Source organism: Ruegeria aquimaris, from assembly GCF_025751555.1.
Taxonomy (GTDB): Bacteria; Pseudomonadota; Alphaproteobacteria; order Rhodobacterales; family Rhodobacteraceae; genus Ruegeria_B; species Ruegeria_B aquimaris.
Genome location: NZ_JAOWLB010000024.1, coordinates 1 through 21,889, shown reverse-complemented (window position 1 = coordinate 21,889; position 21,889 = coordinate 1). Strand labels below are relative to the sequence as shown.

Genomic DNA, 21,889 nt, shown 5'->3' with positions numbered 1-21,889 from the left:
TGATCCTTCGGGCTTGACTTTTTCTAACAGTCGTTAGAAACGTAATCAACTCGTTTGGTGCTCAGCCGGAGACGAACAGCAGAAGGGATGATTTAAATGTTGGATGGCAAGGGGCCTGACGCAATTTTCAGGAACGGACTCGTAAATCAGGAAATTCTGCTTCCAAAATGCGACGGCTGTGGGCGCTACCACTTCTTTCCCAGGGTCATGTGCCCGCATTGTCATGGCGACGCAATTTCCTGGCACCGGGCCAGCGGAAAAGGCCGGGTCCATACCACCACGGTTGTGCGTCGAAAGCCCGAGCGCGGTGGCGATTACAACGTGTGCATGGTCGAACTGGAGGAAGGTGTGCGAATGATGAGCCGGGTCGACGGGATCGCCCCCGACGGAGTCAAGATCGATATGGCAGTTACCGCTTTTGTGGCCGATGCCGATGGCACCCCTGCCGTATTCTTCAAGCCCTCGGAGGTTTAAACCATGACAAACAACCTGCGAGGAAAATCCGCTATTGTCGGCACCGGCCACGCCGGGTTCGGCGAAGCGCACGGGTTTACGGCTTACGATGTCATGGCGCAGTCCGCGCTTGCGGCGCTGAAGGATGCCGGGCTGAGGCTGTCTGACGTGGATGGCCTGTTCTGCACCATGATGGAAGACAGCATGCCTGCCCTGATGGCGGCCGAATACCTCGGTATTCAGCCCCGGTTCCTCGACGGAACCATGACGGGCGGATCATCCTTTGTGAACTACCTGACATCCGCAACGATGGCGCTCGAGGCCGGATTGTGCGATGTCGCTCTGATCGTCTACGGCTCCAACCAACGCACGGCGTCGGGCAAGCTGGTGACGGCCTCGCGCCCGCCGGCCTATGAGGCGCCGTACAACCCGCGCTATCCGATTTCCGCCTATGCGATGGCGGCGGCCCGGCACATGCATGAATATGGCACCACCCGCGAGCAGCTGGCCGATGTGGCCGTGGCCGCACGGGCCTGGGCGCAACACAATCCCGAAGCTTTCGAGCGCGGGCCGCTCAGCCGCGAGGATGTGTTGGGCGCACGCATGGTCGGTGATCCGCTCACCGTGCGGGATTGCTGTCTGGTGACCGATGGGGGCGGTGCGATCGTTATGGTCCGTGCAGAACGGGCAAAGGATTTCCCCAAGCCACCGGTCTATGTGCTGGGCAGCGCAGCGGAAAGTTCGCACCGCCAAATTTCGCAGATGCAGGATTTCACCGTGACCGCCGCCCGCGATTCGGGCCGTCGAGCCTTTGCCGCGGCTGGAGTCTCACCCAAGGATATCCAGGCGGTCGAGCTTTACGATGCCTTCACTATCAACACCATCCTGTTTCTCGAAGACCTCGGTTTCTGTGCCAAGGGCGACGGCGGGGCATTCGTGGAGGGTGGACGCATCGCACCCGGTGGTGTTTTGCCGGTGAACACGAATGGCGGGGGGTTGTCCTGCGTGCATCCCGGAATGTACGGGATTTTCACGGTGATCGAAGCCGCGCGCCAGATTCGCGGTGATGCCCCGGGCTTGCAACTCGACAATATCGACCTGGCCCTGGCCCATGGCAATGGCGGTGTTCTGTCCAGCCAGGTTACGGCGATTTTGGGGTCACAAAACGCGCTTTGACGGCGGTCAACGGGAGAAAACAACATGCCATTGGATTTTGAAGCTCTTTCAAGCTGGGATTTCGAGGAGATCCAACAGACACTGACCGAGCGGGATACCATCCTGTACGCGCTCGGCTTGGGGTTCGGCGAGGATCCGGCCGACAAGAAAGAACTTGCCTTTGTCTATGAGGATGGTCTGAAGGCGGTTCCCTCGATGGCGGTCACGATGGGCTATCCGGGCTTTTGGCTGCGCAATCCCAAAACCGGCGTGAACTGGCAAAAGGTTCTGCACGGCGAGCAATGGCTGGATATCTACAAACCGCTGCCTGTGAAGGGCAATATCGTCGGGCGCACAAAAATCGACTTCATGTCCGACAAGGGTGAGGGTAAAGGCGCGGTGATTTACCAAAGCCGCGAGATTTTTGACGCGGACAGCGGTGAAAAACTGGCGCGGGCCGCGATGTCGGCTTTTTGCCGGGGTGATGGCGGCTTCGGAGGTGAGAACAGGCCCGGTCCGGCGCCTGCGGTTCTGCCAGAGCGGGAACCGGACCACATCTGTGATATCGAAACGCTTCCGCGACAGGCACTGATCTATCGGCTTAGCGGCGACTACAATCCTTTGCATGCCGATCCGGATGTGGCGCGGTCGGTCGGGTTCGACCGGCCTATCCTTCACGGGCTGGCGACTTATGGTCTGGCGGCCAGAGCGATTCTCAAGACCCTGCTGGATTATGATGCCGCACGTCTGGTCGGGCTGGATGTTCGGTTTTCAGCTCCGGTCTATCCCGGGGAGACAGTGCGGTTCGAGATTTGGGAAGAGGCCGGCGAGGCCCGTTTCCGCGCCTCTATTCCCCAACGGGGCGTCGTCGTACTGAACAATGGCGCCGCCCGCTTGGCATGAGGTGACAGCGATGGTTCAGCCACTCGAGAATATCCTGGTGCTGGACTTCAGCACCCTGCTTCCGGGGCCGATGGCCACGCTCATGCTGGCCGAGGCCGGAGCCGAGGTGATAAAATTCGAGCGCCCCGTCACGGGAGAGGACGCGCGCCTGACCGAGCCAAAAATAGATGGCGAAAGCATTGGGTTTGCCGTGTTGAACCAGGGGAAAAGATCGGTTGCCATCGACCTGAAGTCCGAAAGCGCCAAGGCTGTTTTGCGCCCGTTGCTGGAAAAAGCGGACGTTATTGTAGAGCAGTTTCGCCCAGGCGTCATGGATCGGCTTGGCCTGGGATATGATGCGGTGCGCGAAATCAATCCGGGTATCATCTATTGTTCAATCACCGGCTACGGTCAAACGGGTCCGAAGGCCGCCGTGGCCGGTCATGATCTGAACTACGTGGGCGACGCGGGCATTCTGTCACTGAGCCGTGGCCCCGATGACCACCCGACGATGCCCTTTGGTCTTGTCGCTGATATCGGAGGCGGAACCTACCCCGCAGTGGTGAATATACTGCTTGCCTTGATGGCGCGGCAAAAAAGCGGGCAGGGCGTTCATCTGGATATTGCCATGTCGGAAGGCGCTTTCGCATTCGCATATTGGGCGCATGCCGAAGGTGTTGTTTCTGGCAGGAACATTGAAAGCGGTGGAAGCCGGCTGACAGGCGGGCTGGCGCGCTATCGCCTGTATACCGCAGCAGACGGTCGGCAAATCGCCGTCGGGGCGCTTGAAGAAAAATTCTGGCAGGCGTTTTGTAATGTTATCGGTCAGCCTCCGGAGTTGCGTGACGATTGGAGCGATCCGGAAGCCTGCAGTGCCGAGGTTGGGCGGCGCCTTGGAAGCAAACCCTCGACACATTGGGAGCCATTGCTGGCGGCAGCCGATTGTTGCTGCACCGTTGTGAAAACGCCGGCCGAAGCCTCGGTTGACCCAAATTTTGCTGCCCGCGGGGTATTTGACCGGAAACTGAATATTGCGGGTAAGGAAGTGCAGTCTCTGCCGCTGCCGATCGCGCCAGAATTCCGCTCTTCCCGAAAGACAGTAGGGAGGGCTGCTTCTCTAGGAGAGAGCAATGAGGACTATGGTGCTGAGCAACCAGACACACAATAAATTCTGTTGACGCGAATGGTGACAGACATTAATCTAACAAATGTTAGAAAATAAAATGGAGGAGTCGATGGCGCAGTCTAGGGATGACCTGCCAGCCGAAGCAGAGCGTTACGTGATGCCATCGCACTTTGTCGAAAGCGACAGCCTTGAAGTGCAGCAATTCGCGTCTTCTGCGTTGCGCGAATTGCCCGTCGACGCCAGCCCGCGTGACAAGGCCATCCGCCTGTTCGAGGCGGTTCGGGACGACATTCGATATGACCCCTATTGTTTTGCCTTGGATGAAGATTCCTACCGCGCCAGCCGGATCGCTGGGGCAGAGGCGGCGTTCTGCGTCCCCAAGGCAATCCTTCTGGCGGCTTGCCTGCGGGCTGCGGGCATTCCGGCGGCCCTCGGATTTGCCGATGTGCGCAACCACCTGAACACCCCCAAGCTGCAAGAGCTAATGGGTACCGATCTGTTCATCTATCACGGCTACGTCCAGCTTTGGCTGGGCAGCGAAACCTACAAGGTTACACCGGCATTCAACATCGAGCTGTGCGAGCGCTTCGGCGTCAAGCCATTGGTTTTTGACGGGTATCACGATGCACTTTTTCATGAGTTTGACGAAAAAGATCAACGGCACATGGAATATGTGAATGACCGTGGGCTTTTCTTCGATGCGCCGATGAAGGAATTCCTGAAGGCCTTCAAGGAAACATACCCGAAACTTGAGGAATTCAATCGTGTTCGGATTGCGGGGGGCTCTACAGGCTACGATCCCAAATTCTCGAATGGAGCTGCCTCTTGAGGTATCTGGAAGATTTTCACCCAGGGCAGGTCTTTCGCTTCACCAGCGCGCCAATGAGTACCGAATCCATAAAGGCATTCGCCCTTGAGTGGGATCCGCAGCGGCTGCACACCGACGAAGACTATGCGGCGGGTATACATGGAGGCCTTATCGCCTCCGGGTTTCAGACCATGCTTGAAGTATTCAAGCCCATCATGGCCGAATTGATGGTCGATGTCGCCAATATCGGAGGCATTGGGTTCGACAATCTGCGCTGGTTGAGGCCTGTGCGTCCGAATGAACCCTTGGACATCGAAATGACCGTGAACTCGGTCACCCCTTCCCGGAGCAAATCGGACAGGGGTGTCATGCACTATTCACTTACTGCCAGGAACCCCAAGGGAGAGATCGTCTTTTCCACGGACACTCCCGTGATGATTCAACGAAAGCACAATGACACAGACTGACATGGAATCAGAAAATCAGGAAGAACTACGCTTGCTGCGCGAAAGCGTTCGCACCTTGTTTGACCGCGCCGGCGGCGTTGGTCGATCCAGAAAGCTGCGCGATTCCGGCGGCGGATGGGATGGCGAAATGATCCGGGAACTTGCGGAAGCTGGAGTTTTCGGTGTCGCCGTGCCCGAGGAAAACGGCGGGCTGGGCATGGGCTTGGCCGCCTGCGGCGTCATCGCCGAGGAGGTCGGCCGGGTCCTTGCCCCGGAGCCTGTGGTGGCCACTGTCGGGTTGAGCCTCGGCCTGCTGCGTCGCCTTTGTCCGGATCACGACATGATCGGACGGCTCATTGGGGGCGATACAGTTCTTGCCACGGCTTGGCAGGAACGCGGCCCGAATGGCGGGCCCGCCGAGGAGAATTGCCGCTATGCGGACGGCAAGCTGACCGGCAACAAGGCTTGGGTTGTCGGCGCGGCCGAAGCGCAGGGTTTCCTTGTTCTGGCGAAGGGAAACACCGGCCCGGTTCTGGTCATGGTAGAGGCCGGAGCAGACGGGCTTTCCGTCGAAAAGCTCACACAGGCCGACGGCAGCACAATGGGCGAGCTTTCCTTTGCGGGAACCCCGGCCGAGGAAATGGCTGGCGGTGTTGCGGTCCCGGACGCGCTTGATGAGGCAGTCAATGATACAGCAGCGCTTGCCGCCGCCGAACTTGTCGGTCTGAGCGAGCGCGCCTTCGAGACTGCGCTGGAGTACATCAAGACCCGAGAGCAATTCGACAAGCCCATCGGGTCGTTCCAGGTCATTCAGCACCGTGCCGTTGATCTGCATGTGACATGCGAGGTCGCGCAGGCCGGGGTGCGCGAAGCCCTGGCTCTTATGGACAGCGAATCCGATCCTAAGGTGCGGGCGCGGCTTGCCAGCCGGGCCAAGGCACGCGCGGTGACAACAGCCAAGAAAATCACGCGCGATGCGATCCAGCTGCATGGGGCGGTCGGCTATACTGACGAGTTCGACATCGGGCTTTACCTGAACCGGGCACTGGTTCTGTCAGCCTGGTTGGGTGACGACGCTTATCACAGACGGCTTTGGTTCGACGCACGCGAAGGGGAGGGAGCCGCACAATGACGGATTGGAACGCCATGGGTGATGCGGAGTTCCGCAAGGAAGCCCGCGAATTCTTCGAGACCGAATATCCTGAGAATCTGCGCCACCTTCCGCATCGGCCGAAATTCGCGGAAATAGAGCATTGGCACCGCAAGCTCCACGCAAAGGGTTGGGTTGCCCCGGCATGGCCCGCCGAATATGGCGGTATGGGCTTGAACGCCGCCAAGCTGTTGATTTTTTATGAGGAGCAACAACGCTGGGGCGTCAATCGCGGGCGCGACATGGGCGTGCAGATGGTCGGCCCGTTGATCATCAAGTTCGGCACCCAGGCGCAAAAAGACTATTGGTTACCGCGGATTCTCAGCTGCGAAGACATCTGGTGTCAGGGCTATTCCGAGCCCGGGGCTGGATCCGATCTGGCCAACCTGCGTACCCGCGCAGAGCTCGACGGCGACGACTTCGTCATCAATGGCCAGAAGATCTGGACCACCATGGCGCATGATGCCACGCACATCTTCATGCTTGTGCGCACGGATTCGGACGCACCGAAAAAGCAGCAAGGTATAAGTTTCCTGCTAGCGCCGATGGATCAGCCCGGCGTCGAGGTGCGGACGATTACAACCTTGTCTGGTGAAACCGAGTTCTGCGAGGTTTTCTTCGACAATGCCCGCACGCCGCGCGAGAACCTCGTGGGTGAGCTGAACAAGGGCTGGACGATGGCCAAGGCGCTGCTGAGTTTCGAACGCATCTTCATCGGTGCGCCGAACCTTGCCCAGAATGCCTTGGGTCAGCTTGAGAGTTTCGCCCGGGGCCGTGGAGCGTTTGACGATCCGGCGTTCCGTGATCGTTTCGCGCAAGCCGCGCTTGACGTCGAGGACCACGCGGCACTCTATGCGCGTTTCGCGGATCAGCTCAAGCGGGGCGAGACGCTGGGCGCGGATGTCTCGATGCTCAAGATCTGGGTGACCGAGTGCTTCCAACGCATCACCGAACTGATGATCGAGGCGGCCGGGCCCGATGGCGGCTCTATCGGCCCGCTTCAGGTCGGCAATGTCAGTGTCGATGTCCTGGCCAGCTTCTACAAGGCCAGACCGACCACGATCTACGGTGGATCGAACGAGATCCAGCGCAACATCCTGTCCAAGGCCGTCCTCGGACTGCCTGGCTGAACCCATACCCTACGGAGGAAAAGACCCATGTCGGACCGCTATGCAAAATACCACAAGCTGAAATTCGACTACCCGGCGGATCGCGTCCTGCGCATCACGTTCGACCGTCCCGAGACCTTTAACTCGGTCGATGCCGAAACGCACACTCAGATGACGGATATGTGGATCGACATCGACCGCGACCCCGACATCAACGCCGTGATCGTAACGGGTGCCGGCAAAGCGTTTTCGGCGGGCGGCGATTTCAGCTTGATCGAAAACATGATCGGTAATTCGCACGAGATCATGAAGACGTGGAAAGAGGCCAAGGATCTCGTCTACAACATCATCAACTGCAACAAGCCGATCATTTCGGCCATCAATGGCCCCGCAGCGGGTGCAGGACTTGTCGTGGGCATCCTGGCCGACATCTCAATCGCAGCCAAACGGGCCAAGATCGTCGATGGCCACCCGCGCCTGGGTGTCGCCGCAGGTGACGTTGCAGCGATCATCTGGCCGTTGCTGACCTCGATGGCGAAGGCGAAATATTACCTGATGACCTGCAAGCCGGTGTCCGGCGAAGAAGCCGAACGTATTGGCCTTGTGTCGATGTGTGTCGAAGACGATGAACTGCAACAGATTGCCCTGGATACGGCGGTTGAGCTGGCCAATGGCTCGCAAAGCGCAATCCGCTGGACCAAGTACTCCCTCAATAACTGGCTGCGCCAGGCCGGACCGATCTTTGATGCTTCGACCGCGCTGGAAATGCTGGGCTTCATGAGCGAAGACGTCAAGGAGGGCGTGCTGTCGCACCGCGAGAAGCGCGCGCCGAACTTCCGTAAGGATTGCCCGCTTTAATCCACGAATGGCCGAGGAGGCATAGTCATGTCCAAGAATATCTACCGTGACATAGCGCAAGCCTATGCTGCCGCAGCCGAAAAGGCCCCAGGCCTAAAATCACGTTTCACGTCTGCCGGGTTCAATCCGGCAGACGTGTCATCTTTGGCAGATCTTTCGCGTCTGCCGGTGATGAAGAAAGAAGAGCTTCTTAAAATCCAGCGTGACAACCCGCCCTTCGGCGGGTTTCTGGCCACGGACATGAAGGCTGTCGGAAGAATTTATGTTTCACCCGGCCCGATCTTCGAACCGGCGCTTTCGGGCGGCGGGCACGGCCTGGACCTGCTGTTCAAGGCCGCCGGCGTTGGAGCAGGGGACATCATCCTGAACACCTGGATGTATCACCTGGTACCGGCGGGGCTTTTGTTTGACGAAGCGGCACAATCGGTCGGGGCGACTGTTATTCCCGGTGGCGTGGGCAATACCGAGCTTCAGGCACAGATCATCGTAGAGACCGGCGTGACCTCTATCTGCGCCTCGACAGCCTTCTTCCTGACGCTGGCGGATAGGGTGATCGAAACCTACGGCCGCGACGCCTGGAAGGTGAAGACCGCTTTCCTTGGTGGAGAGATGGGCGACTGGATGGCCAAGCGCCGCCGGATCGAAGCCGAGTACGGCGTGTCGACCTGGGCCGCCTATGCGACTGCCGATCTGGGTCTTGTGGCCTATGAGGATGGCGGCGAGGGGTATCTGGTGCATCCCGATCGCGTGGTGCAGATCTGCGATCCGGTCAGCGGTGACCAAGTGCCGCACGGCCAGCCGGGCGAGGTCGTCGTGACTGCGCGCGATGCTAGTTGGCCGATGATCCGGTTCGGCACCGGCGACAGCGCCTTTGCTCTGGAAAGCAATGAAGATGGCAGTGTCGGCCGCTTGTCCGCGTTGCAGGGCCGGGTGGGCGCGGCAGTGAAGGTGCGCGAGATCTTCGTTTATCCCCGCGTGATCGAGGAAGTCGTGATCGCGACACCCGGCGCCAAGTCTGCACAGGCCGTTGTGACGCGCGAGAACGACCGCGACATGATCCGGCTTTCGCTGGTGCTGGATGAGGGTGCCGACACGGCCGCTGCCGAAGAGGCCGCCGCCGAGGCCTTCAAACTGCAGGCCAGAATCCGCGCCGACGCGGTGGGCGTGGTCGCGGAGTTGCCGGAAAATGCCGAGTTGATCGTCAACGATAAGGACGGCTGAGCCTGGCCATAACCGGATGATGCCCGCATATGCTGGGCGATCGGGATTTCCCGGCCGCTCCCATTTCATTTCATTTCAGCTCAGTTCAACCGTCAGAACGCGTTCAGCCCGGTCAGGTTACGCCCGATGACCAGTTTCTGGATCTCGGTGGTCCCGTCCGGGATCGGCATGATCTTGGCATTGCGGAAGTGCCGTTCGACGGGAAACTCCTTGGTGATGCCGTTGCCGCCGTGGATCTGGACGGCCTTGCCGGCAATCTCGACAGCCATTTCCGTCGCATACCATTTCGCCATCGAGGTCTGTGTGTCGCACCGCACGCCCAAATCCAGAAGCTGCAGGCCGCGCTGACACAACAGGCGCGCTGCATCCAGGTGCGTGGCCATGTCGGCCAGGTAGCCCTGGATCAACTGGTGCCCGCCGATGGGCTTGCCGTGCTGTTCGCGTTCCTGCGCATATTTGACGGCACATTCCAGTGCTGCCTGGGCAATGCCAATGCTGGTCAGGCCGACAAACACGCGGGCGCTTTCAAACAGCTTCAAAGTCTGGAACAGGCCCCCGCCTGCATTACCGAGAACATGTTCGACAGTGGTTTCGGCCCGGTCGAAAAACAATTCGCAGGTCGATGCACCGACGAGTCCCATCTTGCGCAACTCACGGCTTTCGTATTTGCCAGTGTCGCGGTCGACGATGACCATGGAAACCCCGTCGTCCAGGTTGCAGACAACGATGGCAAAGTCCGACTGCGCACCATTGGAAATCCAGAGCTTCTGTCCGGTGACGAAAATCTTGTCCCCCTTGCGTTCCGCACGGGTCTTGACCTCGCGCACGTTGGAACCGACCTCCGGCTCGGAAATGCAGGTGGCACAGATGCGTTCGCTGCGCAGGAGCGGCTTCAGATAGGCTTCTTTCTGCGCCGCGTCGCCCAGCAGGTTGACCGCAAACACCGCGTGACCTTGGATCAGGACCGCGATTGCCAGATCGGCCCATATCCGGGCCAGTTCCTCGTATAGAATGCCATAGGTCATGCGGTCGATTCCGGCACCGCCGTCCTCTTCGGGGATCAGGCCGCTGATCAGCCCGAATTCCTCGACCTTGGCGAACAGGGACTTCAGGGTTTTCGCATCGGGCGGGTGGCCGAGGTTCTCGTATTTCTCGGCCAGCGGCGCGAACTCTGCCTCGGCCATCTTGCGGAAGTTTTCCAGCAACATGCGTTGCTCATCTGTATAGATTGCCTGAGCGGCGGCGATCACGTTTTCCATGGTTCGTCTCCTTGTTTCAGCGGCCAAGAATGGTGACGCAGGCGGCCGCTTCTTCTACCCCGTGCAACCCCCCGCCGTTTTCGGCGATGGCGTTCTTTGCCCCTTCGACCTGACGCGCGCCAGCTTCGCCGCGCAGTTGCGTGACCAGTTCGAAAACCTGCCCTATCCCTGTGGCACCGACCGGGTGGCCCTTGGATTCCAACCCGCCCGAGGGGTTCACCGGAATGCGTCCGCCGATCTTTGTCTCGCCGCGCAGACTGGCGGGACCGCCCTCGCCGAATTCGACAAACCCGAGGTTCTCGATCTGGATCACTTCGCCCACGGCCGTGGCGTCATGCACTTCGGCCACCGATATATCCTCGGGGCCGATCCCGGCCTGCTCATAGGCCTCAAGCGCGGCAAGCCGGGTCAGGTGGTTCTTGTAATCTTCCGGCGGACGGTCGGTGCCCGAGCGCAGGATCGCGGCCTTGACCTTGATGGCGCGGGCGGGATCGAGGCCCAGACGTTTTATCCCCTCGCCGGTGCATAAAACGGCCGCAGCGGCCCCGTCCGAGATCGGGGCGCACATCGGCAGGGTCAGCGGATAGGTGATCGGCGGCGCGGCCAATACCTGATCGACGCTCATGGCTTCTCGGTATTGCGCCAGTGGATTATGCACGGAATGCACATGGTTCTTGGCGGCGACGGCGGCGAACTGTTCCTGAGTTGTGCCAAAGGTCTTCATGTGCAGCCGGGCGAAGCCTGCGTAGACATCCATGAACACGCTGTAGGGCTTGGGCGATTTCGATCCTTCGGGTTCCTCGACCCCTGCACCCAGATCGGCCAGCCGTTGCGCGACCTCTTCGCCGTTGCTGACGTCCCAGCCGCTGTCGAAGGCCGAAAACATCAACGCACGGTCGTCGGAATACATCTTTTCGGCACCCACGGCGAGACTGCAGTCGCCATTGCCCGCCTTAAGGAAATCGACCGCCAGCTTGAACCCGGTCGAGGCGCTGGCACAGGCGTTTTCGACATTCACCACCGGAATGCCCTGAATGCCCATCTCGCGTAGCACTATCTCGCCCCGGATCATGTGCTGGCCTTCCATGTGGCCCTGCACTGCGTTCGAGAAGAACGCACCGTCGATGCGATCAGCCGTCACTCCGGCATCAGAAAGAGCGGCAGCTACGGCCTCGCCGGTCATGTCCTTGATGGTTTTGTCCCGAAACTTTCCGAACGGCGTCATCCCGACGCCAACGACGTAAATGTCCTGCATCGTTTGTCCTCCTGACCTAGTATCCGCGAAACTGCGGTTTTCGTTTTTCATTAAAGGCCGACAGACCCTCGTGCATGTCCCAGGATCGCATGTGCGCGCGCAGATTCAGCATCTCTTCGGTAAGAGCGGCGGTTTCGTCCACGTCCAGCGACCGATTGGCGACGGTCTTCATGCGGCGCAGGACGGACGGGCTTTTGTCTGCCAGCCTGTTGGTAAAAGACTGCACCGCCTCGCGCAGGTCTTCGTCCGCGACGACCTTGTTGACGAGCCCCCAATCCATCATGTCCTGTGCCGAGACGTTCTCGCCCGAGAACAGCAGGTATTTTGCGCGGTTCAGGCCAATCCTGCGCGGCAGGATTGCCGCGCCGCCTGCTCCGGGAAAGACCCCGAAATTGGAATGTGCGTCGCCCAGCTGCGCGCTTTCGGCGGCAAAGACCAGGTCGCAGGCCATCACCATTTCCAAGCCGCCCGCCATGGCCAGCCCGTTCACTGCGGCGATCACCGGTTTCGGTCCATGTCGCATAAGTCCAAACGTGTGATCGACAAGATCAAGTAGATCCGGCTCGCCCGGGGCATGTTTGGCACCAGCAACTTCTTTCAGATCGGCACCGGCGCAGAATGCCCGGCCAGAACCGGTCAGGACAATTGTACGCACTGCATCGTCGGCCAGCGCAGATTCCAGCGCGGCCGCCATCTGTCGCAACATCTGTGTTGACATGGCGTTGAGTTGCTCGGTGCGCTGGAAGCTAATCCATTCGGTTCTGTCAACACGCTCGACAAATAGTGTCTGCTCCGCTTCACTCATTCTAAGCTCCTGAGAATTATACATATTATTGGTTTTTCGCCTTGTCTTTTGCGGCGATTTGCGCTGCACTCGGGCGGACCCGCACGTGGAAAACAAAAGAGCTGGAGATTGATATGAGCACTGCACCCCTGGCCGGCCTGAAAATTCTCAGCCTTGCCGAACAGTTTCCCGGTCCCTATGCCACAATGCTGTTGTCCGACATGGGAGCCGAGGTGATCATGATCGAACGTCCGGGTGTCGGCGATCCGGCCCGTCAGTTTCCGCCCCTGTTCCGGGCACTGAACCGAGGCAAGCGCAGCGTTGCGCTGGATCTGAAATCGGCCGAGGGGCTGGCACGGTTTCGCGAACTGGCCAAGGATTCGGATGTCATCGTCGAAGGGTTCCGCCCTGGCAAGCTTGCGGCCTTGGGTGCCGGTTTCGAGGACATGCGTAGTGTCAACTCGCGGCTGGTTTATGTATCGATTTCGGGTTACGGGCAGGACGGCCCCTATCGTGACAGGGCTGGCCATGACCTGAGCTATGAAGGGGTTGGTGGCCTGCTGGCCGATCAGGCCGATGCAGCGCAGCCCGGCCCGGTGCCGGCAATCCCCTTGGCCGATGTCGGCGCGGCGCTTTTCGCTGCAATCGCTATATTGTCGGCGGCGGTGTCCAGCCAGCGGACGGGACAGGGGCGTTACGTGGACGTGTCCATGTCTGACGCGGTGGTTTCGATGCTGACCGCTTTTCTTGTTCCGGCCGCTAACGGCACGCCGCTGGGCGAATTTATCGCCGAGCCGGGCTATGGCGTGTTCACCTGCAAGGACGGCAAGCTCATGACATTGTCCATCGCGCATGAGGACTGGTTCTGGAAACCGTTCTGCAATGTGATCGACAGGGCGGATCTTGCGCCATTGAAAGGCCGCGACCGTGTCGCCCGCAAGGACGCGCTGCGCGAAGAAATCGCGGCGGTTCTGGTCGGCAAGACACGCGCCGAATGGGGCGATCTTCTGGACAAGGCGGGGGTGCCTTGGGGCCCGGTCAATTCCCTGGTGGAAACGCTGGACGACCCCCATGTGCGTGCGCGCCAGCTGCTGCGCAAGATCGCGCATGACGGCGGCAAGACCGAAACCTTTCTGGTCCAGCCGTTGAAGTTCGACGGCTTTGACACCGAGATTTCGGGCCTGCCTCCGGAGCTCGGCGCCGACAATGACAGCGTCTTTGCGGGCGGCTCCGATTGATGTCCGCCCCCCGCATTTGGCGCTAGCAGGCAAAGGAATACCCGCCATTCACCGGATAGGTCTGTCCGGTGATCCAGCCGGCGGCATCCGAGCAAAGAAACAGGATCATGCCGGCAGGATCTTCCGGCTCGCCAAGGCGGCGGATCACATATTGCGACAACGCCCGCTTTTCGGTCTCGGCGTCGGGGATCAGATCAGCGACTGCCGGGGTTCTGGTGCCGCCCAGGGCGACGCAATTTGCGGTGATGCCAAAGCGGCCACCGCCCTTTGCAATGGCGCGTATGAAACCTGCTGCACCGGCCTTGGCACCGGAGTACACAGCCAGATGCGGTTCGCCGACGCGGCCTGCGTCAGAGATGACGGTTACGATGCGTCCGTAGCCGCCTTTGACCATCAGCGGCATCGCATGGCGGGTGCAGTTCAGCACCCCATCGAAATTGGTGGCCATCCAGCGGCGCCATTCGTCGGGATCGGATTCCCAAAACGGAACCAGGTCATCGAGCCGCGATGTCGGCCCGGCGTTGCCCGCATTGTTGACCAGAATATCCACGCCGCCAAATGTTGTCTGCGTTTCGGCAAACGCCGCGCCAACCGCGTCGAAATCCGAGACGTCGAACGCGAGCGGCAGAGCCTTTGCACCCGCTGCCTCCACTTCCGCGGCAACGCTTTCGGCCCGTTCGGCGTGAAAATCGTTGACAACGATGGCACCGGCTCCGTGTTCCGCCAGATAAAGCGCGACTTGCCGACCAACGCCTTGCCCCGCTCCGGTTACAAATGCGGTACGGCCCTTGATGGAAAGCAGGTTACTCATCTTCGTTCCTTTCTATCCTAGCCACCTTTTGCGGCGGCGATAGTGTTTGATATCTCGATAGCTTTTGCGCTCGCCCGATGCGGTGACGCCGAGATAGAATTCCTTGATGTCCTCGTTGTCAGCGAGCTTGTCGGCAGGGCCGTCCATCACGATCCGGCCGTTCTCCATCACATAGGCATAGTCGGCGATCGATAGCGCCGCGGCGCTGTTCTGTTCGACCAGGAAGAAGGTCGTGCCTTCTGACTTGAGCTGCTTGAGCACTTCATAAACATCCCGGATCATCATCGGGGCCAATCCCAACGACGGCTCGTCGATCGCGATGATCTTGGGGCTGGCCATCATGGCCCGGCCGATCAGCAGCAGTTGTTGTTCGCCACCAGACATGAAGCCAGAGGTGCGGTTGCGCAGGTCCGCAAGCCGGGGCATCAAGGTGTAAACATGGTCCAGGCGCTTTTTCAGCTCGGCGGAGTTGGGCACCATGTGTCCGCCGACGATCAGGTTTTGCTCTGACGTCAGATGCCGCAAAACGCGCCGGCCTTCCATCACATGGATGAGACCGTTTTTCACCACTTCCGAGGCTTCCATGTTCTGAATGGGGGTTCCGTCCAGAACGATGGACCCCGCCGAAACGGTTCCATCCTCGGATTTGAGCGTTCCCGAGATGGCCTTAAGCGTCGTGCTTTTTCCTGCGCCATTGCCACCGAGCAGAGCAACACATTGTCCCGCACGGACTGTCATGGACACGCCTTTGAGCGCCAGGATGACGTCGGAATATGTCACTTCTACGTTGTTGAGTTCCAGCATGGTCATATTGCCCGGGCTTAGGATCAGGACGGGCGCCGCTATCGCGGCGCCCGGAGTAGTTCACCATTTTTCTACGTGCGGAACATCGACACCAGTTGCTTCGATGGTGATTTTCCCATCTTTGACGGTGCCCACATTCACTTTGAGACCTTGCAATGGGAACGGTGCTTCGGGAGTAAAGGACAAGGTCGGCAGGAACCCATGGGTTTCTTCGGTGGTTATGGGTTTGGCAAAAAGCGCCTCACGTACCATCTCTCCGGTCAGGCCCTCGGCGCCGTTCGCCTCGATCGCGTGATTGATCACGGTCACGGTATAGAGGCCCTGAGAGATGCCCATCGCGGTCACGACGTTCCAAGGTGCTTCGAGCCCGTAATCGGCAACCAATGTCTCGTAGAATTGTCGCGCGGGAGTGTCCTCATCGGCCGCAATCGCCATGCCGTAGGCTTCAAAGTCCCCCTCCAGTTGCTCAAGCCCGCCAAGCGCGCCACCCGAGGCTGGAAGCCCGTTATGCGAACTCATCATGATCGGGATGTTCGCCCCGTTGGCCTGCAGCCCACGTTTCGCGGCAACCACGATAGAGGTGTTTGTTTGGATGACCAGCGCCTCGGCCCCGGCCCGTACAACGCGGCGCATTTGCCCCGTCAGATCGGTGGGTTGAACTTCGGTATAGATGACCTCGACGAGGTCGATCTCCTCGGGGTGCTCTTCGGCATAGAGTTCAAGGCCCTTTGCCATGTCGACATAGGCCGGCGAGGCTTCGGAGGCGAGGATCGCAACCTTGAGCGGCTCGTCTCCTCCGCGCTGTTCTCGCATCCAGTTCAGAAAGCCGACACTTTCGTGCGAATAGGTCGGACGTGGGTTGAAAATCCAGGCATCCGGCTGCCAGGCAAAACCGTAGGCCGCTGTGGCCATAAACATCGGGATTTTATCTTCCGGCAGGCGTTCGGAAAGGGCCGCCACGTCAGGCCCGCCGAGGCCGACAACCGCAATCGGGTCCAGTTCCGATTTGATCCCGGGCCAGAGACTTGCCACCTGTGCCGCGTCATAGCGGGTTTCGTAGTTCTTGTAGTTCAGCTTGACGCCGAGTTCCCGGCCTCGGGTTTCATTCCACCAGGTGAACACAGCCTCGCGTCCGCCGGCCAGGATGGGCATGATGTCGGCATAGGGGCCGGAGAAGTCCGACAGCAGGGCCAGATTATAGGTCTCTTCGGCCTGCACTTTCAACGGCATGGTTGCCGCAACAGCCAGGGCACCCGCTGTCAGCAGGCCACGTAGACCTCGTTTCGATTGGTAAGTCATATTCTTCCTCCCAGGTTTAGAGCCGCTCTATTTCTCAGTAAGGAAACGGCCAGATACGGTAAGACGACTTCAGGATGTTCCAGCGGTGCATCAGCCCCTTGGGTTCGAGGATCATGAACAAGGCGATTACGCCGCCAAGAACGACATTCATGCCAGCGAACACGATGTCACCGCCAAGGAATGATACCGAGTCGGCAATATTGGGTCCGACAGTGGCAATGATTTCCTGGATGATGCGAATGACGAAGACACCGACCAGAGCCCCCACGATGGATCCCATCCCGCCAACGATGATCATGGCCACGAAGAAGATCGAGTGAAACAGGGTGAACTGGTCCACCCCCACGAAGCGGATCAGATAGGCCCACAGCGCCCCGCCGACACCCGCATAGAAAGCACCGATCAGGAAGGCATTGGCCTTGGTGGCCGCGACATTGATCCCCATGATACCCGCGGCCACGTCATCGTCCCTGACCGCCACGAAGGCACGGCCGAAGCGTGACCGGACGATCCCGAACGCGCCCGCGACCATGATCGCGGTGACTGCGAAATTCATATAGAATTGCGCGGTTTCGCTGACAAATCGCAGCCCGAAAAGCTCGGCCGGGGGCACGGTGATACCGTTCGATCCACCCAGCCAGGTTGACGGCAGGTTCAAAACGGCAAAGTGGAACAGGAACTGGGCCGCAATGGTGGTCAGTGCCAGATAGAACCCTTTGATCCGCGCCGCGGTCAGGCCAAAGAGAAAGCCGAACAGCGCAGCCGAGAGCCCGGCCAGTGGAATGGTCAGCAGAAACGTAAGGCCGGTCTTCGAGGCCAGTATCGAGGCCGTATAGGCGCCGACCCCCATAAACGCCGCCTGACCCAGGTTGATCTGGCCCGCATAGCCGGTGCAGATCTGAAGCCCGACGGCGATGACGGCGCTGATCATCATCATGTTCAGAATGGCGATTATGCGCCCGCTCACCAGATAGGGTGCCGCCAGAAGCAAACCCATGAACAGGACGAGGGCAAGCGCCTGCCAGCGTGTGCGGACAATACGTCTGTCACTGCGATAGCTTGTCGGGAATACGCCGGAAGGATCCATGGATTACACCCGTTCGATTGTGCGCCAGCCGAACAGGCCGGTCGGTCGGATCAGCAGAATGGCAAGCATGATGATATAGGGGACAACGCTGCCCAGTGACCCTCCAATCAGCGGGTCAAGATAGTTGGTTGTCAGGCTCTGGACGATGCCGATAATCACGCCAGCCAGGATCAGCCCACCGATGGATTCCAAACCCGCGAACAATGCCACCGGCAGGGCCGCGAACCCGATGTCAGACGCCAGAAATGTCAGCGATTTGCCGCTGAGAAAGATCATCGCACCAATTGTGGACAGGATTGCCCCGAGAACCCAGGCAAAGGCAATCGAGCCTTTCACCGAAATCCCCATAGACGAGGCCACGACATGATCTTCCGCCACCGCTGTCATCCGCAGGCCGGAGCGGGTCCGGTTGAAGAACCACGACAGGCCGACGGCGGCGACAATGGTGATGATCCCACCTATCAGGAGGTTCATCGGGATCAACATATCGCCGAGGAATAACGGTTTCAGCGGAAAAATGATCGGGAAGGGTCTTACCGCGGGACCGAACACAAGGAGCACAAGACCGCGCAGCAGGATCAGCAGGCCAACTGTGACCATGACCATCGAGAACACCGATTCACCGATCAGCTTTGTCAGGAAAATCCGTTCGATCGCATAGCCGACCAGGCCGGCCAGAACCAGCGACAACGGTATCGACAACCAGAGGCTAAGCCCGGCCTGCATTGTTGTGAACCAGACGATGAACCCGCCGATGATCACAAGTTCGCCCTGCGCGAAGTTGAACACTTTACTGGCGCGGTAAATCACGACAAAGCCCATGGCCACCAACGAATACAGAAGGCCGATCAAAGCCCCGGTAATGATGTCATTGATGAAGTAAACCACTTTCGCCGACCTCCTTTAAGATTTGGACTGCCGCTTGGCGGCTATTGATGCGTTTTCGACGTCCGATACGCGAACCGTGGCCTTTAGCACGCCCTGACGGCCGTCCTGATAAGTCACGGCGATTTCGAGTTCGGTTTGATCTTTGCCGCCATAGATCGCTTCGACAAGCTTTGCATACCGCTCCTCCAGAAAGGCCCGGCGCAGCTTTCGGCTGCGGGTCAACTCGCCTTCATCCGGGTCGAGCTCCTTGGGAAAATTGGCAAAACGTGCCACGCGCGAGCCTTCGGGTAGGAGCGCATTGATGCGCGCCACTTCGCCTTTTATAAGGTCAAGGATCTCGGGTTTCTGCGACAGATCGGTGTAGGTCGAGAAGCTGATCTTGTTCTCTTCCGCCCAACGCCCGAGAACTTCCATATCGATATTGATAAGCGCGCTGACGAAATTCCGGCGTTCGTCGCCCAATGTCATGAGGTCCTTGATGAAGGGGCTATACCGCAACCGCGTTTCGATGAACTGCGGCGGATAGCTGTGACCGTTTGCCAGGCGGCGCATGTCCTTGACACGGTCAAAAAACAAAAGCTCGCCGTCGTCGGTCATCGACACCGCATCACCGGTCTTGTACCAACCGTCTTCGGTCAGCTCCTCTGCGGTCTTTTCGGGCTTGCCGTGATAGCCACCGAAGCCCGATCCGCCACGCACCTGAAGCTCCCCTTCGTCCGAGACCCTGTATTCCAGAGGTTCGCCGTAGTTCGTGTTGCTTTGCATCCAACTGCCGCTGGTTTCCAGCTGATAGCTTTCGCCGACATGCGCGGTCAGAAGGCCGATTTCGGTCGCGCCATACACGTTGCGCAGCTTGACCCCCATAGCGTGGAACATACGAAAGACGTCAGGCGCCATCAGGGCGCCGCCGCTCATGGCGTTTTTGGCCTTACCAAGGCCAAGATTGTCGCGCAGGTGATGCAGCACCAGCGCTTCGGCAAAGGGAAGCTGCAGGCGCGCGGCAAGGCTGGGGTTGCGTCCTTCAAGCCGTTCCACATAAACGTCGTGGCCGACCTTCATGCCCCAGTTGTACATCGCATTGCGGATTTTGCCCGCCCCCAGCATCCGGGCCTGAACGATGGAGGCGAGGTTTTCCCACTGGCGCGGGCTGAACACCAGTGCGTCAACCGCCAGTTCGCGAATGTTGGTCAGTACGTCTTCAGGGCCTTCGGGAAAATTTACAGCCATGGGCGCGATCAAACCGATCGACAGGCCGAAAATCTGTTCCGTGACCCAGGCAGGCGAAATGTACGTCAGGTATTCGGTGCCCGGCGCGATTTCGATTGCCCCCATCACCCGCGAGCAGTTGTCGAACAGGTAGCGATGGCTGATGACAACGCCCTTGGGTTTTCCCGTGGTCCCCGAGGTATAGGACAGCAAGGCGGTATCGTCCGCCCGTCCACGTTTTACGTGTTCTTCAAATCTGGCGGGTTCCTTGGCGTGGATCTGACGTCCTGCCGCGCTCACACTTTCAAAGGAATGCAACAGGGGATGATCATAGCCCCATAGGCCGGAATCGTCCCAGTAAACGATCGCCAGGGCGCCCGAGTACTTGCCCGCGATCTCGATGCATTTATCGACCTGCTCCTGATCCTGCGCCAGAAAAATCCGCGTTTGCGAGTCTTCGGCCAGATAGAGAATTTCTTCGGCGTTTTGATCCGGATAGACAGACAGGACTTTGCCGCCTAACGACTGGACGGCATATTCAGCCCAGAAATGTTCGGGTTCGTTTTCACCGATCATCATGACGGATTCGCCGACCGACAAGCCCAGGTTCTCCAACCCGAGAGCAAGGGCGCGAACCCTGTCAAGAACATCGGCCCAGGTGAACTCACGCCAAATGCCCAGGCGCTTGTGCCGTTCGGCGAGGTTAGTCGGTGTTGATGTCGCTCGCGCGAGCAAAACCTGCGGCAGGGTTTCGCTATGTGTCACTGCCGGGTCCGAAAAGACCATTGCTGTCCGTTGTTTGACCATGCCGCTACCCCAGATATGCCTTTATGACAGCCGGGTCCTTCTGGATTTCTTCCGGGGTGCCTTCGGCGATGACCCGCCCGAAATCCAGCACCACGATCCGGTCGGCAAGGTCCATCACGACGCCCATGTCGTGCTCGACCAGAACCACCGGAATCTTGCGCGCCTCGCGCACATCGAGAATGAAGCGCGCCAGGTCTTCTTTTTCTTCCGAGTTCATGCCGGCCATCGGTTCATCCATCAGCAGGATCGACGGTTCCTGCGCCAATGCACGGCCCAGATCGACACGCTTGCGCAACCCATACCCCAACGTGCCCACGGGCCGGTTGCGGATTGCCTCGATCTCAAGAAAATCGATGATCTCCTCTGCGGCTTCACGATGTTCCGATTCCTCGCGCATCACGGGACCGAACTGGAAAAAGGCCTGGACTACATTCGATTTCATCAGCATGTGGCGGCCGATCATAATGTTTTCCACCACCGTCTGCCCGGCAAAAAGATGGGTGCCCTGAAACGTCCGCGCCAGACCGCGCCGGGCGATCTGGTCAACACGCAGACCGGTCACGTCCTCTCCGGACAATTCGACACGGCCCTTCTGCGGACGGTAGAAGCCCGCAGTCACGTTCAGAAGTGATGTTTTTCCGGCTCCGTTCGGTCCGATAATTGCAAGCAATTCATCGTCGGCCACGGAGATGCTCACATCGTCGAGCGCGGTCACACCGCCAAATTTCAAAGTTGCACCACGCACCGCAAGCGGTGAGGATACGTGCCCGTTATTCGTGGTCATGTTGCGGCCCGTGCTTTTCCCCTACACCTCATGGAGGCGCGCATAGCCTGACCGCACGGTTTTTCGTTGGTTACGAGTTTTCCTCGCATTAATCCTCCTCCCACCTCTTAATTCAGAGGTTTGCCTGGTTTATTTACCAAGACTCTCCACGACCCTAACAAATGTTAGAAAATTTGGTCAACGACTAAATTCGCTACCGAAGAAAACCGATCAGACAGCCGCGTACTCTGCGGAAAAGCTTCGAAGACCGTTTTGATCCTGACACCAGACTGTCCCGGAGGCGCCAGTCCCTTCATTGTGCAGTTGCAATTTGCAGGGCAGGGTGAAGTGGTCCCACCTTTTCGGACAGGTTTGCAGCAATTCTAAGGTGTGACGTGTTTAGCAGGCCGCTGAAAAAGTCTGCAGTGAGGAAGGGTTTCCCTTGAGCAGGAGCTCGATGCAGCCTGGTTTGCGAACCGG

The 21,889-nt window shown here is 59.2% G+C and carries 21 protein-coding genes; 11 read left to right on the top strand and 10 right to left on the bottom strand.

Annotated elements, in window-relative coordinates:
* The first annotated feature begins 96 nt into the window (after window positions 1-96).
* Genes OE747_RS21545 through OE747_RS21500 form a run of 10 tightly spaced genes read left to right on the top strand, consistent with a single transcriptional unit; the run spans window position 97 to window position 9,208 of the window.
* A complete protein-coding gene (locus tag OE747_RS21545) occupies window positions 97-474 on the top strand; it encodes a Zn-ribbon domain-containing OB-fold protein (RefSeq protein WP_263830528.1) in 378 nt (125 codons plus the stop codon).
* A gap of 3 nt (window positions 475-477) precedes the next feature.
* Window positions 478-1,629: a thiolase gene (locus OE747_RS21540; RefSeq protein ID WP_263830527.1), complete on the top strand. Its 1,152-nt coding sequence runs from the start codon at window positions 478-480 to the stop codon at window positions 1,627-1,629.
* Window positions 1,630-1,653: 24 nt separating this feature from the next.
* Complete coding sequence (locus tag OE747_RS21535; protein ID WP_263830526.1) at window positions 1,654-2,511, top strand: MaoC/PaaZ C-terminal domain-containing protein; 858 nt, start codon at window positions 1,654-1,656, stop codon at window positions 2,509-2,511.
* 10 nt (window positions 2,512-2,521) lie between these two features.
* Window positions 2,522-3,658 carry a CaiB/BaiF CoA transferase family protein gene (locus tag OE747_RS21530; RefSeq protein WP_263830525.1) on the top strand — a complete coding sequence of 379 codons (1,137 nt, stop codon included), beginning with the start codon at window positions 2,522-2,524 and terminating at the stop codon, window positions 3,656-3,658.
* A gap of 55 nt (window positions 3,659-3,713) precedes the next feature.
* Entirely contained in the window at window positions 3,714-4,445 is a 732-nt protein-coding gene (locus tag OE747_RS21525) for a transglutaminase-like domain-containing protein (RefSeq protein ID WP_263830524.1), read from the top strand.
* Window positions 4,442-4,891 carry a MaoC/PaaZ C-terminal domain-containing protein gene (locus OE747_RS21520; RefSeq protein WP_263830523.1) on the top strand — a complete coding sequence of 150 codons (450 nt, stop codon included), beginning with the start codon at window positions 4,442-4,444 and terminating at the stop codon, window positions 4,889-4,891. The genes OE747_RS21525 and OE747_RS21520 overlap by 4 nt, the downstream gene beginning before the upstream one ends.
* Before the next feature lies 1 nt (window position 4,892).
* Window positions 4,893-6,002, top strand: a complete 1,110-nt coding sequence (locus OE747_RS21515; RefSeq protein WP_263830522.1) for an acyl-CoA dehydrogenase family protein — start codon at window positions 4,893-4,895, stop codon at window positions 6,000-6,002.
* Window positions 5,999-7,150 carry an acyl-CoA dehydrogenase family protein gene (locus tag OE747_RS21510; protein WP_263830521.1) on the top strand — a complete coding sequence of 384 codons (1,152 nt, stop codon included), beginning with the start codon at window positions 5,999-6,001 and terminating at the stop codon, window positions 7,148-7,150. Before OE747_RS21515 ends, OE747_RS21510 begins: the two co-directional genes overlap by 4 nt.
* 27 nt (window positions 7,151-7,177) lie before the next feature.
* Complete coding sequence (locus tag OE747_RS21505) at window positions 7,178-7,987, top strand: enoyl-CoA hydratase/isomerase family protein (RefSeq protein ID WP_263830520.1); 810 nt, start codon at window positions 7,178-7,180, stop codon at window positions 7,985-7,987.
* A gap of 27 nt (window positions 7,988-8,014) precedes the next feature.
* Window positions 8,015-9,208 (top strand): phenylacetate--CoA ligase family protein, encoded by a 1,194-nt coding sequence (locus OE747_RS21500; RefSeq protein ID WP_263830519.1) that lies wholly within the window; start codon window positions 8,015-8,017, stop codon window positions 9,206-9,208.
* A 92-nt stretch (window positions 9,209-9,300) separates the two neighbouring features.
* Here the strand turns inward: OE747_RS21500 and OE747_RS21495 are convergent, their stop codons facing one another.
* The 3 genes from OE747_RS21495 to OE747_RS21485 are packed head-to-tail and all read right to left on the bottom strand — an operon-like array spanning window position 9,301 to window position 12,596.
* On the bottom strand, window positions 9,301-10,467 hold the full coding sequence (locus OE747_RS21495; RefSeq protein WP_263830518.1) for an acyl-CoA dehydrogenase family protein: 1,167 nt from the start codon (window positions 10,465-10,467) through the stop codon (window positions 9,301-9,303).
* A 16-nt stretch (window positions 10,468-10,483) separates the two neighbouring features.
* Window positions 10,484-11,722, bottom strand: a complete 1,239-nt coding sequence (locus OE747_RS21490) for a thiolase family protein (protein ID WP_263830517.1) — start codon at window positions 11,720-11,722, stop codon at window positions 10,484-10,486.
* Window positions 11,723-11,738: 16 nt separating this feature from the next.
* Complete coding sequence (locus tag OE747_RS21485) at window positions 11,739-12,596, bottom strand: enoyl-CoA hydratase/isomerase family protein (protein WP_263830516.1); 858 nt, start codon at window positions 12,594-12,596, stop codon at window positions 11,739-11,741.
* A gap of 44 nt (window positions 12,597-12,640) precedes the next feature.
* Between OE747_RS21485 and OE747_RS21480 the strand changes: the two genes are divergently transcribed.
* Entirely contained in the window at window positions 12,641-13,744 is a 1,104-nt protein-coding gene (locus tag OE747_RS21480) for a CaiB/BaiF CoA transferase family protein (protein WP_263830515.1), read from the top strand.
* 22 nt (window positions 13,745-13,766) lie between these two features.
* Here OE747_RS21480 and OE747_RS21475 read toward each other — a convergent pair whose 3' ends face one another.
* The 7 genes from OE747_RS21475 to OE747_RS21445 are packed head-to-tail and all read right to left on the bottom strand — an operon-like array spanning window position 13,767 to window position 21,361.
* Window positions 13,767-14,555, bottom strand: a complete 789-nt coding sequence (locus OE747_RS21475; RefSeq protein WP_263830514.1) for an SDR family NAD(P)-dependent oxidoreductase — start codon at window positions 14,553-14,555, stop codon at window positions 13,767-13,769.
* Window positions 14,556-14,567: 12 nt separating this feature from the next.
* A complete protein-coding gene (locus OE747_RS21470) occupies window positions 14,568-15,359 on the bottom strand; it encodes an ABC transporter ATP-binding protein (protein ID WP_028288589.1) in 792 nt (263 codons plus the stop codon).
* 60 nt (window positions 15,360-15,419) lie between these two features.
* The gene (locus OE747_RS21465; RefSeq protein WP_263830513.1) at window positions 15,420-16,658 is read right to left on the bottom strand and encodes an ABC transporter substrate-binding protein; all 1,239 of its coding nucleotides are present in this window, start codon (window positions 16,656-16,658) and stop codon (window positions 15,420-15,422) included.
* A gap of 34 nt (window positions 16,659-16,692) precedes the next feature.
* Complete coding sequence (locus tag OE747_RS21460; protein ID WP_263830512.1) at window positions 16,693-17,745, bottom strand: branched-chain amino acid ABC transporter permease; 1,053 nt, start codon at window positions 17,743-17,745, stop codon at window positions 16,693-16,695.
* Window positions 17,746-17,748: 3 nt separating this feature from the next.
* A complete protein-coding gene (locus OE747_RS21455) occupies window positions 17,749-18,633 on the bottom strand; it encodes a branched-chain amino acid ABC transporter permease (protein WP_027264391.1) in 885 nt (294 codons plus the stop codon).
* 15 nt (window positions 18,634-18,648) lie between these two features.
* The gene (locus OE747_RS21450) at window positions 18,649-20,625 is read right to left on the bottom strand and encodes an AMP-binding protein (RefSeq protein WP_263830511.1); all 1,977 of its coding nucleotides are present in this window, start codon (window positions 20,623-20,625) and stop codon (window positions 18,649-18,651) included.
* Between the two features lie 25 nt (window positions 20,626-20,650).
* Window positions 20,651-21,361 (bottom strand): ABC transporter ATP-binding protein, encoded by a 711-nt coding sequence (locus OE747_RS21445; RefSeq protein ID WP_263830510.1) that lies wholly within the window; start codon window positions 21,359-21,361, stop codon window positions 20,651-20,653.
* Between the last annotated feature and the right edge of the window lie 528 nt (window positions 21,362-21,889).

Bases quoted from the DNA above. Each gene is read 5' to 3' on its own strand.
- OE747_RS21530 (WP_263830525.1), top strand. From the start codon at position 2,522: ATGGTTCAGCCACTCGAGAATATCCTGGTGCTGGACTTCAGCACCCTG.
- OE747_RS21475 (WP_263830514.1), bottom strand. From the start codon at position 14,555: ATGAGTAACCTGCTTTCCATCAAGGGCCGTACCGCATTTGTAACCGGA.
- OE747_RS21470 (WP_028288589.1), bottom strand. From the start codon at position 15,359: ATGCTGGAACTCAACAACGTAGAAGTGACATATTCCGACGTCATCCTG.
- OE747_RS21495 (WP_263830518.1), bottom strand. From the start codon at position 10,467: ATGGAAAACGTGATCGCCGCCGCTCAGGCAATCTATACAGATGAGCAA.
- OE747_RS21510 (WP_263830521.1), top strand. From the start codon at position 5,999: ATGACGGATTGGAACGCCATGGGTGATGCGGAGTTCCGCAAGGAAGCC.
- OE747_RS21540 (WP_263830527.1), top strand. From the start codon at position 478: ATGACAAACAACCTGCGAGGAAAATCCGCTATTGTCGGCACCGGCCAC.
- OE747_RS21500 (WP_263830519.1), top strand. From the start codon at position 8,015: ATGTCCAAGAATATCTACCGTGACATAGCGCAAGCCTATGCTGCCGCA.
- OE747_RS21465 (WP_263830513.1), bottom strand. From the start codon at position 16,658: ATGACTTACCAATCGAAACGAGGTCTACGTGGCCTGCTGACAGCGGGT.
- OE747_RS21480 (WP_263830515.1), top strand. From the start codon at position 12,641: ATGAGCACTGCACCCCTGGCCGGCCTGAAAATTCTCAGCCTTGCCGAA.
- OE747_RS21525 (WP_263830524.1), top strand. From the start codon at position 3,714: ATGGAGGAGTCGATGGCGCAGTCTAGGGATGACCTGCCAGCCGAAGCA.
- OE747_RS21490 (WP_263830517.1), bottom strand. From the start codon at position 11,722: ATGCAGGACATTTACGTCGTTGGCGTCGGGATGACGCCGTTCGGAAAG.
- OE747_RS21505 (WP_263830520.1), top strand. From the start codon at position 7,178: ATGTCGGACCGCTATGCAAAATACCACAAGCTGAAATTCGACTACCCG.
- OE747_RS21460 (WP_263830512.1), bottom strand. From the start codon at position 17,745: ATGGATCCTTCCGGCGTATTCCCGACAAGCTATCGCAGTGACAGACGT.
- OE747_RS21515 (WP_263830522.1), top strand. From the start codon at position 4,893: ATGGAATCAGAAAATCAGGAAGAACTACGCTTGCTGCGCGAAAGCGTT.
- OE747_RS21545 (WP_263830528.1), top strand. From the start codon at position 97: ATGTTGGATGGCAAGGGGCCTGACGCAATTTTCAGGAACGGACTCGTA.
- OE747_RS21535 (WP_263830526.1), top strand. From the start codon at position 1,654: ATGCCATTGGATTTTGAAGCTCTTTCAAGCTGGGATTTCGAGGAGATC.
- OE747_RS21450 (WP_263830511.1), bottom strand. From the start codon at position 20,625: ATGGTCTTTTCGGACCCGGCAGTGACACATAGCGAAACCCTGCCGCAG.